Annotated in this window: 13 protein-coding genes and 1 pseudogene; 6 read left to right on the top strand and 8 right to left on the bottom strand. The window is 51.4% G+C overall.

All coding sequences use genetic code 11. The features are described from left to right. Positions 1-319: 319 nt before the first annotated feature. Positions 320-2,314, bottom strand: coding sequence for a caspase family protein (locus AC6RA8_RS00805; RefSeq protein WP_500350226.1), 1,995 nt, complete (start codon positions 2,312-2,314; stop codon positions 320-322). A gap of 204 nt (positions 2,315-2,518) precedes the next feature. Between AC6RA8_RS00805 and AC6RA8_RS00810 the strand changes: the two genes are divergently transcribed. Next, the gene (locus tag AC6RA8_RS00810; RefSeq protein ID WP_500350227.1) at positions 2,519-3,490 is read left to right on the top strand and encodes a radical SAM protein; all 972 of its coding nucleotides are present in this window, start codon (positions 2,519-2,521) and stop codon (positions 3,488-3,490) included. A gap of 205 nt (positions 3,491-3,695) precedes the next feature. Here AC6RA8_RS00810 and AC6RA8_RS00815 read toward each other — a convergent pair whose 3' ends face one another. The 4 genes and pseudogenes from AC6RA8_RS00815 to AC6RA8_RS00830 form a co-directional block, all read right to left on the bottom strand. Beyond that, positions 3,696-4,265, bottom strand: coding sequence for a hypothetical protein (locus AC6RA8_RS00815; RefSeq protein WP_500350278.1), 570 nt, complete (start codon positions 4,263-4,265; stop codon positions 3,696-3,698). 42 nt (positions 4,266-4,307) lie between these two features. Next, positions 4,308-4,766, bottom strand: a pseudogene (locus AC6RA8_RS00820) (TniQ family protein); the annotation flags it as partial. Continuing rightward, on the bottom strand, positions 4,759-5,634 hold the full coding sequence (locus AC6RA8_RS00825) for a TniB family NTP-binding protein (protein ID WP_500350228.1): 876 nt from the start codon (positions 5,632-5,634) through the stop codon (positions 4,759-4,761). The pseudogene AC6RA8_RS00820 and the gene AC6RA8_RS00825, both read right to left, overlap by 8 nt. Positions 5,635-7,539: 1,905 nt before the next feature. After that, complete coding sequence (locus tag AC6RA8_RS00830; protein WP_500350229.1) at positions 7,540-7,920, bottom strand: VOC family protein; 381 nt, start codon at positions 7,918-7,920, stop codon at positions 7,540-7,542. 38 nt (positions 7,921-7,958) lie between these two features. Between AC6RA8_RS00830 and AC6RA8_RS00835 the strand changes: the two genes are divergently transcribed. After that, positions 7,959-8,504, top strand: a complete 546-nt coding sequence (locus AC6RA8_RS00835) for a winged helix-turn-helix transcriptional regulator (protein WP_500350230.1) — start codon at positions 7,959-7,961, stop codon at positions 8,502-8,504. Between the two features lie 298 nt (positions 8,505-8,802). Here AC6RA8_RS00835 and ctrA read toward each other — a convergent pair whose 3' ends face one another. After that, complete coding sequence (ctrA, locus tag AC6RA8_RS00840; RefSeq protein ID WP_500350231.1) at positions 8,803-9,498, bottom strand: response regulator transcription factor CtrA; 696 nt, start codon at positions 9,496-9,498, stop codon at positions 8,803-8,805. A gap of 901 nt (positions 9,499-10,399) precedes the next feature. Between ctrA and AC6RA8_RS00845 the strand changes: the two genes are divergently transcribed. The 4 genes from AC6RA8_RS00845 (at position 10,400) to AC6RA8_RS00860 (ending at position 14,465) form a co-directional block, all read left to right on the top strand. Continuing rightward, on the top strand, positions 10,400-11,242 hold the full coding sequence (locus AC6RA8_RS00845; RefSeq protein WP_500350232.1) for a PAS domain-containing protein: 843 nt from the start codon (positions 10,400-10,402) through the stop codon (positions 11,240-11,242). 600 nt (positions 11,243-11,842) lie between these two features. Next, positions 11,843-12,757 carry a hypothetical protein gene (locus tag AC6RA8_RS00850; RefSeq protein ID WP_500350233.1) on the top strand — a complete coding sequence of 305 codons (915 nt, stop codon included), beginning with the start codon at positions 11,843-11,845 and terminating at the stop codon, positions 12,755-12,757. A gap of 216 nt (positions 12,758-12,973) precedes the next feature. Beyond that, positions 12,974-13,393, top strand: a complete 420-nt coding sequence (locus AC6RA8_RS00855; RefSeq protein WP_500350234.1) for a BLUF domain-containing protein — start codon at positions 12,974-12,976, stop codon at positions 13,391-13,393. A 340-nt stretch (positions 13,394-13,733) separates the two neighbouring features. Next, positions 13,734-14,465: a leucine-rich repeat domain-containing protein gene (locus AC6RA8_RS00860; RefSeq protein ID WP_500350235.1), complete on the top strand. Its 732-nt coding sequence runs from the start codon at positions 13,734-13,736 to the stop codon at positions 14,463-14,465. A gap of 534 nt (positions 14,466-14,999) precedes the next feature. Here the strand turns inward: AC6RA8_RS00860 and AC6RA8_RS00865 are convergent. After that, positions 15,000-16,181 (bottom strand): pentapeptide repeat-containing protein, encoded by a 1,182-nt coding sequence (locus tag AC6RA8_RS00865; RefSeq protein WP_500350236.1) that lies wholly within the window; start codon positions 16,179-16,181, stop codon positions 15,000-15,002. Further along, entirely contained in the window at positions 16,178-17,002 is an 825-nt protein-coding gene (locus tag AC6RA8_RS00870; protein WP_500350237.1) for a hypothetical protein, read from the bottom strand. The genes AC6RA8_RS00865 and AC6RA8_RS00870 overlap by 4 nt, the downstream gene beginning before the upstream one ends. Positions 17,003-17,068 lie beyond the last annotated feature (66 nt).

A 17,068-nucleotide genomic window follows, 5' to 3' on the forward strand; every position in this document is an offset into this window, starting at 1 on the left:
TTTCTGCTGAGCCAATCAAAGCGAAACAAATCATGCATCAGCGCTGTCGGAATCGTCGCACCTAACAGGCGCGGATCAAGTCGTGTATCCGCGTCAACCGTCACCAACCATTGTCCGTCAACAGCGTTCGCAGCCGCCTTGTGACACGCATCCAGCCCTTTCACTCCGTGGACACGCTTTGCAGTCGGAATCTTTGATTTTAAGTCCCTCCAGTTCCAATCTGCCCACGGTTCATCATAGGACAGAAAAACGAACGGCACGTCGCCTAACTGACAGGTTTCGTGGTCTTGGCGAGCCTGCGCGATGGGCGTGTCGTGGATCATTCGCTGACAAGATTGAAATCGAGCAGACCGTACTGCTCTATCCAATCAGCCGCCATCTGCTCACCACTCTCGATTTGCTTAGACGACATTTCACCTATAATTGATGCAATGCGTATTTCAGCATCGTTCAACTGTTTGACCGAGTCACGCGTGTCTCGCAGCAACGCACCGTCCCTTGCGATGATGTAGTTGGCATAGGCCTCGGGAAGATCGGGTTGGCGGCTCCGAGTTCCTGTGCGCAGGATGCTGCCGATGTAATTGTGGGCGCCAACGAAGTTCCTCTGCGCTGACAAACGGAAGTAAGAAAGGGCCTTTTCGAGATCTTTCTCAACTCCGTTGCCTTTTTGGAAGGCCTTGCCGAGTTCCAATGCGGCAAAGGGGTTTCCTTCTTCGCTTGACCTGGCCAGCCAACGGATACCGGTTCTGGTGTCCCGCTGAACGCCTTTACCAGCCATGTAAGCCCTTCCGATAAGGTTCATAGCGTCTGAGCTTCCAAGCGTTGCAGCCGTTCGGTAAAACTCCAAAGCAGTTTCATCGCTCTTTGGCACACCAAGGCCCTTGCGATATGTGCCACCGTAAGCGACGTAGGCTGGGGCATAGCCTGCGTCCAACGACAGCCTCATCCAACGTCTGGCCTCAGGGAATGACTGTTGCCGTCCCCAGCCTTCGCGGTAGTAGACGCCCAGAAGCAGCCGGGCAGGGGCCGAGCCCAGGAGCGCCGCCTCTTGAACCGCTTCAAACGCTTTCTCGTTGTCCGGTTCAACTCCCATACCCAGCCGGTATGCCGTTGCGATGCCAGTATACGCCGTCGGGTTTCCACGCACTGCGGCAAGTTCATAGTAGTGCAGTGACTCTTCGAACCTTTCATCCAGATTGAGGACCCGGGCCAGCAATCCAAGAAGCCTGGCATTCGTGGGATCATCGCGAACTGCCTCAACACAAGCCCGCATCGCTGCCCGTGTATTGACCAAGTCATGAGGGACAGGATCGACCAAAGCCAAAGGATCCCCAATCCCCGTCGCCAAGATATCACATGCAGTGATTTGAACCAGCAGCCCTCCGGGAACGTCCTCATCAGCACCTCTGACTCGCAAATCCAGCAACGGAAAACTTGGTGTTCCTTCTGCGCTCACTAGCGTCAGTTGCCGTTGCGCAACTTCGGCCAACGTGTCCTCGGGGAAAAGCGATGCAAACTGCTCGAAATCTCTGGGATCCGCACTGTCCACAACGGTCAACCACGCAGTGGTCGAAAGCGTTATGTCGCGGTTGGACACAAGTTGCGCCAATGCTTCGGCATCTTCGGCAAACCGGGGGCGCAGCATGATGGCCTCCTTGGAGTTGTCGACATACCAGGGGGTCTGAGCACCGCCCGTGGCCAACCGAACCCGCGCGCGCACCAGCCTCAATACGTCCCGGAACTCAGTTTCCGCACTTTCGAGCGCTGTCACCAACGCAGCCGTATAAGGGCTGTTGCCATACGCTCCGTCAAATGCAACCGCACCTGGTGCCGTCGAATAGGCCACTATCGTGTTGTCAGGCGCGTCAAACAACGCAAGGCCAACCCCGATCGCTTCCTCGTTAGGGAAAGGGGAGTCGCGGCATGCGTCCAAAATGACAACCAGCGACTGCGTGTCGAAATCATTTAGCGTCTTGATCAGATCGTTCACTGATATCGCATTGCGCTGTAGAAAATCGGCCCCGGCCGGTACCAGATCTGAGGGCAGGGCATAGTTCTTCCCATCGACCTGTAACCCGTGGCCAGCAAAGTAGAACAGACCAAGTTCTGCGCCCCGGTGCTTTTGTCCGATCTGATCAACAGTGTCTTCAATTTTGGCCTTGGTCGCGTTCTCTAAATAATAGACCTCAAAGCCCATGTCGTTCAGCGACGCCGCAATCGCACGAGAGTCATTCACAGCGTTGCTGAGCGATGGTATTGCGCGACTTTCGTATTCGCCCACACCCAAGACAAGTGCCCAACGACTTTCAGCCAACGCAGGTGTGGTCGTGAGACAAAGAAGAGCGAGGCAAAACCTTGCCCTTACACAGAAAGCGACAATTAACTTCACGCTTGGACTTACGGTCATCATCGTACCGGCCCTCTAAATGATTTGGATAAAAACAGTGAAAGCTTGGGTCCTTCGTCGATTTGAGTCAAGTTGTACGAAACTGTGCGCTGCAGAGGCAGAGGGTTTGACTTGAACAACAACGGACCGACTTACGTTTCTTTTGAGCACACAAACGCAGTTCATGCCCGTACTGTGCTTGTTGACTGGATGCTCGGAAATGCGTGCAGCTATGCCTGTTCATATTGCCCAAAATCTCTTCATGACGGCACGGTGCGTTGGCAAAATCCGGATGACGTTGTCGACTTTTACGACCGGCTCCAAATCCACTACGTCACACACCGCAATCGACGTGTCTGGCTACAGTTCACTGGGGGAGAGCCGACCATGCACCCTCAGATTATACGCATCTTGGAAGAGGCGAGTGCGCGTGGGTTTTCGGTGAGTTTAATTTCAAATGCGTCCCGGACACATCGGTTCTGGACCAAGATCAAACCGCACTTGAACGCTGTGATTTTAACGTACCACAGTGAGTTTGCAGATTTTGATCACTTCAAAGGCGTGGGGGAGATTTTGGTTCCTGATGTACCCGTACACATCAACGTCACCATGAAGCCAGCCGAATTTGACAAAATCCATGCTGACGCCCTCGAACTTCGCCAGGCCTTTCCTGACGCAACAATTTCGCTCAAACCGCTTCGGGTCGATTTTGAAACCGAGCTCTACGAGTATTCAGACGCGCAAATGGCGATCATGGACGCTGGTTTGCCGGGTGGTGCAGGACATCCTGATAGGCTGCCCAGAGCCACGATGGTAGGAAGAACTGCTTGCGGGAACCGAAGCCGTCTGCGTGCAAATGAAATCATTTTGCGCAATCTCAACCGGCTCAAGGGTTATCGGTGCAATGCGGGGCTCGAGTCTCTGCGTATCAAGGCATCCGGCCAAGTCTTTCGTGCGACGTGCGGTGTGGGCGGTTCGATTGGGACGTTGGGACAAACCTTCGAACTTCCATACGCACCCATTTCTTGCACTGCGGATCAATGCGGATGCACCGCTGACATATTGATCACCAAGTCTCGTTCTGAGCAGTTCGCGTGCAAGTGAGTTTTGGTTGAGCTTCAAATTGGAGTGAAGCGTACTCACTCTGAGTTCTTGCGTGGAGTATCAGGCACTAAATCCGCACCTATATTTACATAATGTGGATTATGCGTCTGTTGCATATAACGGTACCATCGTTGTTAAGTACCCTTAAAAATGAGACTCCTATTATGAGACTCGATTTACGGATAAGTTCTAGAATACTGCCCCTTTAGGTTGGAAGCACGAGTCTGGCGATGTTGAGTATGTGCCGCTCGAACTGATCATAGGTATTGCGGTACATTAGCTCTCGGAGTCGGTGCATAGGTGTTGCGCCAGATTCAAACCCGAACGCTTCACCTTTGTCTTCAAGCATGCAAATCACGATTGCCAATGCCTTGCAACGCTCCACCAGATGACAGATGTGGAACGGCTGTGCCAACTGACGGGTTGAGAAGCCCAGCTTGGCCGGTAATGGAAAATACGCGCTGTCGAGCACATCAACCGGACGCAGGTCATTTGGCTTCTCGGCGCTGAGCAAAAGATCGAGTAATCCGCGAACTTCAGAGACAAGGCGCTGCCTCTTAGATAGCCCTGCCCTCTGTCGCACAACCTTCAGGAAGAACTGTTGGTAAGTGATGATCTGATCCCAAACCGGTTGGAGCGTTGCATCGTCGTTCCAGCCTTGGGCATGCTGGTTGGCAACGAAATCATATCCCAATCGCGCGTCAAGCGGCGTAAAGCAACGCGGACAGATCAGCGCCATCTGATCGCGATACAGCGCGTAGTCCGGGTTTTCCACGAAATGATAGCAGTTTTGGCAACGTTCAATCAGTGGCCGTTTGTGGGCCGAGCACATCGTGACGAAGGCAAGTGGCCAATCGAGACGCAAGAAATGATCCCCGCCCCCTGCCCGATCTTCCATAAGGCAAAGCGGACACCAGCCAAATCGCAGTTTCTGGCTTGGCGCTACTTCAAGTGTATCGGGGTCCCGTGCAGCACCGCTAACCGCGATGGTGCTAGGGCCAGGGCTGATGGACAATAGATGCGCGGGCAGTGTCATTGCCCGAAGGTCATCCAGAGATACACGCAGTAACTTTGCGATTGCCGCGAGAATATTGTCGTCGGAATTAATCGTCAGGGCATCTGCCGACGCTGATGTTTTTGCCGCCTGCCCGGGCAAGCAATGCTGGATCAGTCGATCCACACTGACTCCGTATACTGCGGCCGTGCGCATCAAGAATGAAGTCAGGCACTCTCCACTGATAGGTGCGACCGTGATTGGCAGCGACTTCTCAAGCATATTCAGACCTTGCGAAATAGTCGCGCCACAATTGGTAAGTGATCCGCTCTTCAGCGCTGTATATCGCGTAAGACCCCAGTTGGGTCAGTACATCGAGCATGTTGCGCGTGGTTCCGCCCGTTCGTCGAACAAGGGCTTTGCGCAGGCTTTGATCATCGCACAGGTCAGATGTCCGGCGCAGCGGACACCACCTCTGGAACGCTTCCAGAAACACAGTAAGCGCGGGATCTGATGCCTTAAAGGGCTGAATTTCGATCAGTTGTGTCCGATCAGCCAATTGCGGGTCATTCATTACCAGGGGATGCAGCTCAGGTGGCCCAACAAGCGCCGTCTGTAGTCCATAGCGAGATGTCGCAATTCTGATCATGTTCAGGACAGGGCCTTGGCGCGACTTGGGAAGGTTGCTCAGCGACTGCATGTCTTTTAAGAGCAGCATCCGTGTCCCGATCTGGGTCAGCAGTTTTAGCCATCCGGTGGCATGTGGGCCCGGTCCGCCGATGTGATGTTTGGGAGCCCCAACGAACTGGCAAACCTCGGCCCCGATTTCACGCATACTTCCATCGGACGGAATGTGTGCAACAACAGCGGGATGACAGGAAATTCGCTGATCTTGCTGAAGGTAAGCAGGAAATGCCTCCGCCACGCGGTCGATCATCCAACTCGCCCCCATGCCATTTGGGGTGAGCAGAAATGTTATAGGTTTAAGCGGACGATCGACATGGGTCGAAATTGCATCACGGAGCCAGGATTCAACCTGATCCAAAGGTTTGACTGGAAAATACGGGAGCTCGATTAGATACTCCATCCTTTCGGCGATGCCCTGCCCCGTAACCACCTGCGACCGGGGTGACAAATGCTCATACGTCATGATCGTGCCCCCTTGAGCCCATGAAGTTAAGGGCATCTGGCTTGAGTGCGCCACTCGAAGACACCCGAATACCTTCGGCGGTTTTTTGGCGGTCGCGCTTGCGCCTCTTTGCCTTGCTGACGATGTCATCGCGGAGTTGGTAATGCCGGAGTAAATGCGCAGGAAGCGGACTTTGCAAAGCCGGACCGAGTGGCAGTTTCGGGCCCGGCCCACCAAGCTTCCACGACATGTCGAAGGAAGGCCTGTGGGGATTGCAACTAAACTGTAGTTGAGGAGGCTTTCACTTTTTGTGGAACGCGAGAATCACTTTGAAAAGTCTAGCTTAAGCAGGCGGCAAAACCTTGTAAGTTATCATAAGAAAATCATCACAGCCCATTTGCATGCGATGCCATGATTTGTTTGATGTGACCTTGCACTGAAGATCCCACTGTACGCCAACATGTGAATTATCAATGCTAACTATAGCTTTCGTTGTCGCAATACCCGAGATACCTCGCGGCTTTGTGCTAGACCAGAGAACACTATATTCTTGAGGCTCGAACGATGGATCGACTTCCACTTCAACGCTATGAATATCTCCTGGACGCAAAGCGACCGTCTCGTGCAGAAACACTCCAATGCCACCATTGTGTACATTCGGACATTGCGACCGCAAAAAGGTGTTTCCGAGAGAGTCCGTCACTCTCATGATGGTCGGAACGTTGAATTCGGATTGCTGGGCCCATGTTCGAATAATACTCCTTAAGTGAGTCTACGGTGTCGCCAGTGTAACAAACAATCTGCTCGGCTTGCCTTAGGCTTATGGGATTACCATCAGCTAGGCGATTCCTAGGCTGGACCAGCCTGTTTAAGACCTCTCTGGCTTGCTCGCCGCCTAGCGGAAACGCGACTTGAAGTGCCATCTTGAAGGCAGGATAGTTCTTTGGATTACAGATGACATCGATGAGCTCGCCAAAGTCGAGGGCGTCAACGCCTCTCGGAAAACGGCTCGGGTTTGTTTGAATACGCTGCAGTACTTTTTCAGAAATTGACTTCTTAATAAGTGCATTTCCCGCAGGGTCCGTTTCACGAAGGTAGTCTTGAGAAAGCGCCGCGAAATGATCATGAGTCAATCTCCGGAGCCAACTCTCCAGATTGTCCAACCTCAAACGGCAAATTTCACGTAAATCCGCATCGCTAAACCGTTCAAGCATTCTCTTGCTACCTTCTGACACAAACACAAACGGTTTGTCGTCTTATGCAGCTTCGTGGTCGCCAGCTCAAGTATAACGCGGTGTGGAGAAGCATGTTATAGAGAACTAATATGGATACTGAGCTGCTCCTAGTTCCGTCGATGCCTTCAGCATTCAGTTCTTGTTGACCAAAGAGAGCAACGATCGAATGACAGCTTCGGGCTGACGAGACGCACCGATTAACCAAATGTTCGGGCGCGAGCATCGAGTGAGATTGCGACAAAATATTCTTGTGCTACAGTCGTCGATGTGGAGGTGAGCAATGGCCAGATGTTATGAATGCCTCGGTAGTGGTAAAGCTAAGTGCACCCTCTGTGGTGGTACAGGAAAAACGCCTAACCAACCAGTATGCGGTGTTTGCCAAGGATCAGGGCGATCTTTTGCGTGCACCGTTTGTCAAGGCACTGGAAAAACATAGTCACCGCGGTTGGCTACTGGACTGCAAAAACGAAAAAACTACCGTTTTGAGCTGTTGCTAGCAGCGGGTGCTGGAGCAGCCACAGCGAAGTTTGGCTCTATCCCGCTGATCGGCCAGAGTTGTCCAATGTCCAATTTCAGCTTCGGGCTGCCGAGCGACCTTGAAGCTGGACACGGCGAAGGTCAGCATCGAGCCCAAAAGTCACTGATGCTGCGGAGAATTCAAATGACCGCGAAAGGAAACCTAGCCTACGCACTATCCTGCCCCGCCGGTCAAGTCCTGAGCAAGCATCATCGCATTGCCGTCGGGATCATAGAAGGTTGCTGTCTTGACCATGCCTTCAACGACATCGGTTTCGCCGTCAAATTTAACTTCGGCCCGTTTTATTTTCTGCCGCGCCGCATCCAGATCAGCGATACCGAAGACAGGAACACAGTTTCCAGGCGCAGGCTCCGTATGTTCGCCCAAACCGATTGTCACGCCGGTCGTTTTGGTCTGAAGCTCTGACCACCCTGCCTCATCTGCGTGGTAGATCGTTTCAAATCCGAGCATGCTGCCGTACCACTCAGCACTTGCATGGCGGTCTTTGACTGACAGCGCGATGGTGATGGTTTCTTCCAGTGAAATGAGCGACATGGGCTTCCTTTTTCATAGAAATATATTAACTATATTTTATGGACATTAAAATCTTTGTCAACACTACCTCAAGGGCGTGGGCCATTCCTATTTTGGCGAGCCTGCATGCAGGCATTGCCGGAAGACAAGCGCCGCTACTTGCTGCCACCGGAGCGAGCAGGACTGCTTTCGCGCAAAGCATGGATCACCTCATCTCGATCGGACTGCTGGAACGAAACCCTGGCTATGGCCATCCGCTGCGTCCAGAGTTTCGACTGACAGAGCTTGGTGTTTCCGCAGCTGCCCTTGCCAACAAAATTCAAAGTGTCACTGCTGAGGGAGATCAAGATTTGCTCCGGCGTTCATGGACCTTGCCGGTTCTGACTGCAATCCACAGGCCAAGCCACTTCAATGATATCAAACGAAATTTGCGAACGATTACGGATCGCGCCTTGTCGCAGTCGTTGAAAACGATGGAAATCAGAAGCTGGGTTCACCGCCATGTTGACGAAGCTGCCCGCCCGCCAAGATCCAAATATCGTGCTGTGAACACTGGTGGTTTGATAAGCAGTGTTGCGGCCAGTGAAATCAGCTTTCCAGGATAAGCAGCCCTTCCTTGGGAAACAACGAATGGCGGCAAAGTCCCGCCCTGCGGTCACCTGACCTGTGCAACCCAATGTCGGCTTCGGGCCGCGAGGTGACTTCTATTCTAATTACTGCGGACGTCAGCAGCGAGACTTTTGCGGACCTTAAAGCCGATGCTAGGGTTTCACGGACATCTATGTGCCTAACGCGACAATCCGAGCAGGTGGCATCTGAAATGTTCGCTATCTCGTGGTTGTTGCACATGTGTTCTGGTGTTGGTGAGTTCTGCTTGGATGTCCGTATCGAACCACGCGAATGTCATGCCGCAGCAACGGCTTGTTCTGCCTCACGCAGCACGTAGCCTTGTCCCCAGACTGTATCAATCAACTGCTCTCCATTTGTTGCTACACTGAGCTTCTTGCGCAGCTTGCAAACAAGTACGTCGATAATTTTGGGTTCTGGTTCGTCCATTCCGCCGTAAAGATTGTTCAAAAACATATCTTTGGTGATTGTGTTCCCTTTCCGAAGGCTCAGGAGCTCGAAGATTTGATATTCCTTAACCGTAAGCCTTACTGAAGCTCCGTGTGCGCTCACGGTTTTTGTGTCTATGTTCACTTCGACCGATCCCGTTTTGATCACTGATTGCGCATGACCCTTAGAGCGTCGAATGATTGCATGAACCCGCGCTATTAATTCGGACGCTTCGAACGGTTTGGTGAGATAATCATCTGCACCACGTCCAAAGCCCAGTACCTTGTTCTGCGTGTCGTTTGAGCCAGACAAAATCAGGACCGGTGTCTGAACGTTCGAGCGACGAATGTGCCGAAGCACATCGTGCCCGCTCATGTCTGGAAGATTTAGGTCCAAAATTATCAAGTCGTGTTCGTAGAGTTTTGCTAGATCAATGGCCTCTTCGCCGAGGTCTGCTGCAAAAAACTGCATGTTCGCCCGTTGCATAAGCAATTCGATGCTACGCGATGTGTTTGGATCATCCTCTACAAGAAGAATACGCATTCTAGCCTCCGGAATTTGACAGATTTGTCCGATAATCGAGCGGCTATGACGCTGCTCGTTGCCCAGGCAAAGCATGAGCTCTTCTAGGTGTAACCGCTGTTCTCCAAGCTACATCGTTTTCGAGATCTTTGAGGATGCGCGTGACACGACTGCTCGTATCATTCGCGAGGACGAATGCCGATGTAACCGTTTGTGCACTGGCCGTATGGGCTAGTTCGTACCCTATGCACTCGATTTCGCTCACGAAGAGGTCGCCAATCAGCTCAAGTCTGCTGGGTACCGGAATTCGGCGGATTGTTTTTCGGATGCCTTCAAGGTCTACTGCAGTCTGGTCCATGGTTTGCCCCCAGAAAGAAAGTGAAAAATGAATTCTTAGGCCGCCTTTTTGCAAGCTTGCAAAAGTTCGCGCTTGGCGGGAAATAGAACTCAAAGCGCTTTGACGAGGGGCAAAAACGACGTACTACTCGGATAATGCGACATTTGGCAATCCAACGTTACGTCAATTTGAGCTCCGCACATGGTATAGTTTCCGCATGGGCAAGTGAAAGCACGCACATAGCGATAGCCTGCCAAGCACCACACAAACTGTTCTTGTGTTAGTCGCTGCCTTGCAGTTTCCATCTCGTATCGCGCCGCAATAAGGTTGCCATCGGCGCACAAGACGCAAATCACTTGTCCAACTCTACAGGTAGCATGCCGTATCCAAATGCTGCGACCGCTGTGCACGCGTCTTTCTCGTGACAAGCCAGAGTATTGAAAACAAATGACGCGGCACGAAAGTATCGTTTAGAATACGTTGGTTCACAGCTTAGTTCGAATTTGAAGTCCAGTTTTATTCAAGACTGCTTTGTTGAGCAAAGGCCAATGGCCAACCATGCAGAGGACACGGGGCAAGAGAATGTTGAGCAACACTTCTATCATCGAGACACTCACAGATTTGGACTTTGATGCCGTTCGCGACCTTTTTGCTCAGAATGGGACTGGGAGCCCGTCAGTTCTGTGGAATCCGTCCAGGTTCGATATCACGCATCCAATCATCAAGAGCTTTGCAGATTTTATGGTCTCAGCAGTTCATGACGTGAAAGATGATCAACTTGTCGAGTTCGATGCAAGTTCATTTAGGGCCTGGCTAATGGTTCTAGAGCCCACATCGGACGGTAAAGACTTCAGATACTTGACGTATGGGCCCGGTATCGCCGCTATGTTTGGGAAAGACCTGACCGGACATTGTACATCCGAGATTGGTGGACACATATCTGAGTACTTCATCGCACTTTATTCGGCGGTGAGTCTACGCAAGCAAAGTGTGTTGAGTGTGCACGTACCTCCGATTGGCGTGTTCGCAACAGTCTGGCGCAGGCTGATTTATCCAATCATGGATCAGTCTGGAGAGGTAAGCAAAATAGTAGCCGTGAATGTTCCGGACAACGAGCTTCAGGCAGGGCTCGAAGCTCTGCCGGACCCCGCTCTCATCACGAAAGAAGATGGAACTCTCATGTACGCCAACGCGTCGGCGCGTCGGTTTTTTGGAGAACCGACGTTGCCTCGCAGTATGGCATCGGAATACTGTGACATTGAAATTGAATTGCCCGAAAACATCGTTCGGTTCGCCAATGCGGAGTCATCGACAGTCAGCCGTATCGTAGGGTCCCGCAACCAGATAGTGGTCCATTTTGACGTACGACTAAGCGCAACCTACTTCAGGGGGACACCATACTTCATTGTCCAACTGAAGCCGTACTGAAGTCGGCTTGTATGGCCGACAATTGGTCGTGTTTCAGTCGTGGAAATCGAACGAACCACTAGCTTGGTGAATGAATCTGTCGCTGGTCGACGACTCTTGATCGACCGACAAAAAAGCAGCCATCAGCGCAACTGCAGCGAAAGCCCGGTTTTGTACTGCAGACTGTAAGTTCAACGAGGCGCCGAGATCGCCCGTGCAGCGAATGGCCGTTCGACGCAGCGAACTATAGGCCGCAAGCGCAAGGACATGCTGTACCAGCAATGACCCCAAAACCCAGAGACGGTTTTGTCCGCAGACAGTCAGTTCAACCAAGCTCCAAGATCACGCATGCAGCGAATGACCGCTAAGCGGGCTGCAACCGCAGCATCTGGCACCATCGCTGGATGTCGGCAAAGGGCTGCGTGTGCGGTTTGCAAAACCACTTTTGACGATCCGTCATAGTCGTAGGCTCGAAGCGGACTTTGCAAAGTTAAGCTGTGCCCTATGCTGGATTTTTTGCCTGGTTCAGTTTTTTTGCAACTCACTCGCCACAATAGGCTTCATTTACATTGACATTCGAGGCGCGAGTGGCTGTGCTTTTAGCATTGATGAGGAGGAATTATGATTATGACATTTCGTTTGTCCTTTGCATGCCAACTTGTGTCGGCGGTAATTTTCTTGGTTGGAGCAGCGCAATCTACGTTAGCGGCAACCATTAGCTTCTTTCCTCAATCAATAACAGACGGCGAGAATGGTGATGGTTATTCGTGGGGATACAATTTAGACGTGACTTATCGCTCGCGGGGCTACACGACTAGAGGAGGTCATGTTCTAGCCAGCGTCTCACTTGAGGGCCGTGGAGTGACTGTGACGGCAGAGGCTTCTTCCGGTTGCCTAGAACTTATTGGAACACTTTGCGATGTCGTCGCAACTGCGAAAGCAACAGCACGTTACGATTATAGTGTCCAGGCAATTCTATCAGACGATTTTTTTGCGGTCTCAGGAGCGGCTCACGATACCCGCGTACCACTGATTGCAACTTGCATAGCGACGTTAGGAGGGAATTCTTCCGCAACATTTGCCAGTTTTGCTGAGTCTGGAATCCGCGGCAGATCGCCAGCCTGCAACGCGCGCCCTGAAACTGTTTTTGTGGGAGCGAACGCTGCTCTCGGCGTGAGCAAAAACACTTTCGAGTTCTACGACGGAGCAGATTTCCGTCTTTACGTAGAAGCGAACGCCGCAACGCGTGCAACACGCCCTGGAGACCTCTTCGCCCAGCGAGTTGATGCTTTTGCCGACCCTTCTGTTACCATTGACCCAGACTGGCAGTACATCAGTTTTGCAAGTTTAGTAACGATCAAGGAGAATTTGGCCCCATCGATTTCAAATTCGACCGGAATTACTATTTCGAGTGTTCCATTGCCACCATCTGCTGCCTTACTTGGTTTAGGTTTGTTTCTTTTAGCCAGGTTGAGCATATCAACGAAGAGCTCTCAAACTGCGAAACATGAAAATCTCGCGCTCGCAAAGGGTTGACCACTGCCTGCACTGTCGTGGCGGTTGCTCATTCCAATGTCCCCTTTGGGCTGCGACCGACGCTGGCGCGATGTGCAGCCAGTTTAAGTTTTAACCCGTTTCCATCTGTCTTTAGCATATCGTCGCCCAAGCGCCCCTCCACTTAGAAGGCCTACCGAAGGTTGAAAAGGAGTAGCAGCTTGCTAGGCTATACTGAGGATGAGTGGAAGTTAATCAATGAAGACGTATCTTTATTTCAGCGAATGCCGATACGCGCCGTTTGACGTACACGACCTGGACATTATGCGCGAAGCTCTGTCGCACAATTCCCAACAAGGCATCACAGGTTTCTTGCACCGGACAAAGGAGCACTATTTCCAGTGCATTGAGGGGCCAGGACATGAGATAGACGAGCTGGTGTCCAAGATCAAAGTTGACAGGCGCCACAAAAACTTCCGTCCATTGATCGAAGAAGAGATACGCTTCACCCGGTTTTCAGGCTGGTCGATGGGCTACTCGAGTGATTTGGACGGTCTGGCCGAGCATCGGGTGCATACTGGTTCAGAACCAACAGCGATCCTGAATTTCTTGATTGAAGAAGCGGATCGCCAAATTGCGATCCTTCGAGCTAAGGAAGCGCGCGCCCGCAAACAATAGTGGGCCCACTTTATTCGTTCACCGGCATGCAAGGCGAGATTGGCAACGTCCGGTTGGGGCTGCGGAGTAACCTTCCGGTGAAACGCGGCCAAGGTCAGCTGAGAGCCCAAAATTGACCAATGCTGCACTTCGTTTGAACGGCCGCTTGGCACGCTAATAACACACACCCCGGCCCAGCACTGTAGGGTGTGTTCATCGCGCACCGGGCCACGCAGGTCACCATCCCGTCACACTTCACTCTCAAAATCGTCTCCTTTCTCGCGTTGGTTGCGTTCTAAACACCCGCGGTCTGAATGCACCTTGCGCATTAGCAGGCCAGCAAACCGAAAAAGGCAGGACCATGAAATCTCGACTCATTGGCGCGGCCCTGATCGCCGCAGTCACTCTGCTGGTGGTCCATCAGCTCAATCCAAACGCCCGCGATGGCGTGGCCATTGCGCTGGCCGCATCAAGCCCTCAACCAACTCTGCCAGCCAAAACCGAAGCCTTTCTGGAAACGGTCGCGCCCTTAGCGGACCCCGAAAAGCTAGTTGCGTGCACCGACTTGGGAAAACCGGGCATCATCATTGGCAGGTTCTGCCGCCATTTCGGCTCCCACCATGTGAACTTGAGAATGACAAAAACAGTCCCTGTTAAGGCATTGCGACAGTTACCCAACTTGACCAAGGTGGAAGCCCACAACGCAAAATGGGGCAGCCTTCAACCGCTGGTCGAGTTTTCCAATCTGAACTCACTCAATCTGTGGGACGCCAGGATCGGAAATGTCTCCGCTCTTGCGAAGCTGTCGGCGCTGGAGACACTTGAATTGCGCAATTCGGGCATCACGGATTTGACGCTGCTCTCCAACCTGTCGCAGCTCAAGGTCCTGTCATTGGCCGAGCTGCAGATCACCGACCTGACACCGTTGCAAGGGCTAACCGGCCTTCAGGAACTCTATCTTCAGGAAACGCAAGTCACGAATCTTTCGCCCCTCGCAGGGATGACGAACCTGCAGGTGCTGGACATCCGGAACACCAGTGTAAGCGACCTGACACCACTGGATGGCATCGCAGGACTATCGATCAGGCAATAGTCGAACCGCCCCAAGGGTGCGCATTCTGTGGGCTCTGCAGGCAGGCGTCCGGCTGAGACTGAAGGTCGGGTTTGAGCCCATGTTGACCTCATTCTGCAACGCCGCCAAAGTCTCCTACATGTTGATCTCTTTAAAGGCTGTCAGGGTCCAGCGGCTGTTCATTTGATAGAGTATCAGGGCATCATTTTGCTGGGAGCTCTAATTTCCGGATTTGCTCCGATCACGATAGTGATCGGTTTTTGCATTCTGACTGGACGGATCAACGCCCTGTTTTCAAGCAAGAATGAAGAGAAGCTCGACACGTCGCCGTTCATCAGAGTGATGATGCGTCTGCACCTGGTTTTACTGCCTTCGTGTTTTGTTTTGCTTTGCGTCTATACCTACCTCGACTTGAGTTAGGCGTGCCAAAACTCAACCTCTTCTATCATCGGCAAAAATGACCCTTCATTGCGGAGCCGAGGCTCGGCCCTTCGAGGGAAGCAAATATTCCCCATGCTGTGTTCGAATACTTGACCGATAACTCTCAAACAACTACTAACCAGCGCCATCAATCAGTCTTTCGGCTTGAACGGAATTTACTAATTTCTTCATCCGCTCAAACTGAGATGTTGTTGTTACCCACCGGCCGATACAGTCGCCAAATTCCAAAAATCCAGTGGGATTGTTTCGTGAGGCAGTTAAAGTCCGCTCAAAGCAATCGTCAAACGAACGGGCAAGTTCGACCCATCCCTTCAAAACCACACTGTCGACAATAAAACCGCGCGCAGTAAGAGTCTCTACAATACCAGAAAAATCAACCTCAGTCGACTGCGCTGTTAAAACTGTCAAAAAAAACTCAGTCGGAATGGATTTTGATGGCACTATGTCCATGAGCCGAATAAGTACTTTGGCATCTATGCAGTGGCTATCCACGCTGTCGAAGAAACTCTGGCTCAATAGAGCGCTGGCCGAAAGACTAATCTCACTCTCAAATCGGTTAAATATTTCCAGCAGATCATACTTTGATCTTACTTTTTTCGCTAGCTCATCGATGAAAGCGGATGTAACCGCACAATATTTCCCAACAATGATGTCAGCGCGCATCATTGCTTGCCGAAAGTCTTCGGAATCCGCTAAATATGCAACAAAAAAGTCAGGTGTGTATTTTGAAACGCCAAACTCCGGTGCACGCGAGTCAGGAAGCGACCAAAAAAATGTCGACCTCAAGAGTTGATACGTCTTTGCGTCCGCTGCGGTATTTTTTCGATACATCAAGAAACTAAGAAAATGATAGCATGAATAGTCCACCTTATGCGAGGCAAACATATCCAGAGCAGACAGATGCCAATCGACTGGAAAATTCCAAAAACTTATTGCCACTTCTTCTACAGTCTTTCTGTCGTCCTCTGACATAGTAAGCTGCGGGAATTTCCTTTCCCAGCTTTGAAGATGAAAAGACAAAGTACCCGGTTCAGAAGCCCCGAGTGGCCCCCCGTTCAATTTCTCTGCATTAAGGGAACTGAGTGCGCTTATTTGATTGGTGTTCAAGCGCGCACCACTTAAGTTGGCGCCGGTAAGGTCAATGCCGGAAAGATCTTGCGTCGACAGATCTGCGTTGCCGAAGTCTACACCTCGATACATCGTAGACGGATCACAATCCACCAAGTCGGCCAGATAACGCAAATCGTCTTGATCCGAGGTTAGGAGTAATTCAAGTTGGGAGAAAATATCTCTCACGCTTTTACTTCCATAATGTATTGGGCAAGCTGCAGATCGGCGAAAACGTCTGACAAGTCACCTACTTCAAGTCCTTCCTGAAACATGACAGTTTTTAACAAAGCTTCAGCAGCTGCGCGCCTTACGGATTGATTTGGTTTACTCCATATTTTTTTGCTCTCTTCTTCATCCTTTAAATCTATATCGAGTAACTTTACGTCTTCTCGTTTACAGCGAAGTGATATTCGCACGTAGGGCTCAAACCCCTTTTCAGCATCCGCCTTACGTTGCGTAGGGCTCCTCCGATCTATGACTGTAAAACGTGGCTCCTCTTTTGCATTCCATACTGGACCATTTAGGTATTTGTCGACTTCTGGCCGAAGTTTCCAGCATAGCTGCCTTGGCCCTGTCGGCTTGTACTCTGTTGTAATAACAGGAACAGTAAACTCTATTGCGCTATCAACATTTTCCGATTTTTGGTTCCGATAATTTGCCTTGAACTTCGCTCCAAAGTCCGATGCGCTCAATTCTGCACCTACATCAAGCCCTCTTGCCTTTTCATGCTGCAATGCCCGCTTAATCTGAGCTTGCATGGGGACATCCATATCTACAGTGGTGCGATCGAAGGATATTCCTTCGTCAGGTGGTATTTCCACCTCTACTTGGCAACGCTCTACTACAAGTCTAAACGTGACATTTGAGCTGCTACCACCGCCCAACCTAGCCTCATCGAAGGATAGATGAAGGTGAAGAGTAAAACGTGTTACGTCATCAGTTTTTTGTACCCATCCCTGCATAGCGACGAGGTCGCCTACCGTTCTTAGGTCGTTTGAGTTATTCAATACTACCTCCGCGAATCCCGAGTTTTTCTAATGGTTGGCATCGAACGAGCTCTGCGGATCGAATTC

The organism is Tateyamaria sp., from assembly GCF_059783535.1.

Bases quoted from the DNA above. Each gene is read 5' to 3' on its own strand.
- AC6RA8_RS00860 (WP_500350235.1), top strand. From the start codon at position 13,734: ATGAAATCTCGACTCATTGGCGCGGCCCTGATCGCCGCAGTCACTCTG.
- AC6RA8_RS00855 (WP_500350234.1), top strand. From the start codon at position 12,974: ATGAAGACGTATCTTTATTTCAGCGAATGCCGATACGCGCCGTTTGAC.
- AC6RA8_RS00830 (WP_500350229.1), bottom strand. From the start codon at position 7,920: ATGTCGCTCATTTCACTGGAAGAAACCATCACCATCGCGCTGTCAGTC.
- ctrA (WP_500350231.1), bottom strand. From the start codon at position 9,498: ATGCGTATTCTTCTTGTAGAGGATGATCCAAACACATCGCGTAGCATC.
- AC6RA8_RS00825 (WP_500350228.1), bottom strand. From the start codon at position 5,634: ATGACGTATGAGCATTTGTCACCCCGGTCGCAGGTGGTTACGGGGCAG.
- AC6RA8_RS00850 (WP_500350233.1), top strand. From the start codon at position 11,843: ATGATTATGACATTTCGTTTGTCCTTTGCATGCCAACTTGTGTCGGCG.
- AC6RA8_RS00835 (WP_500350230.1), top strand. From the start codon at position 7,959: ATGGACATTAAAATCTTTGTCAACACTACCTCAAGGGCGTGGGCCATT.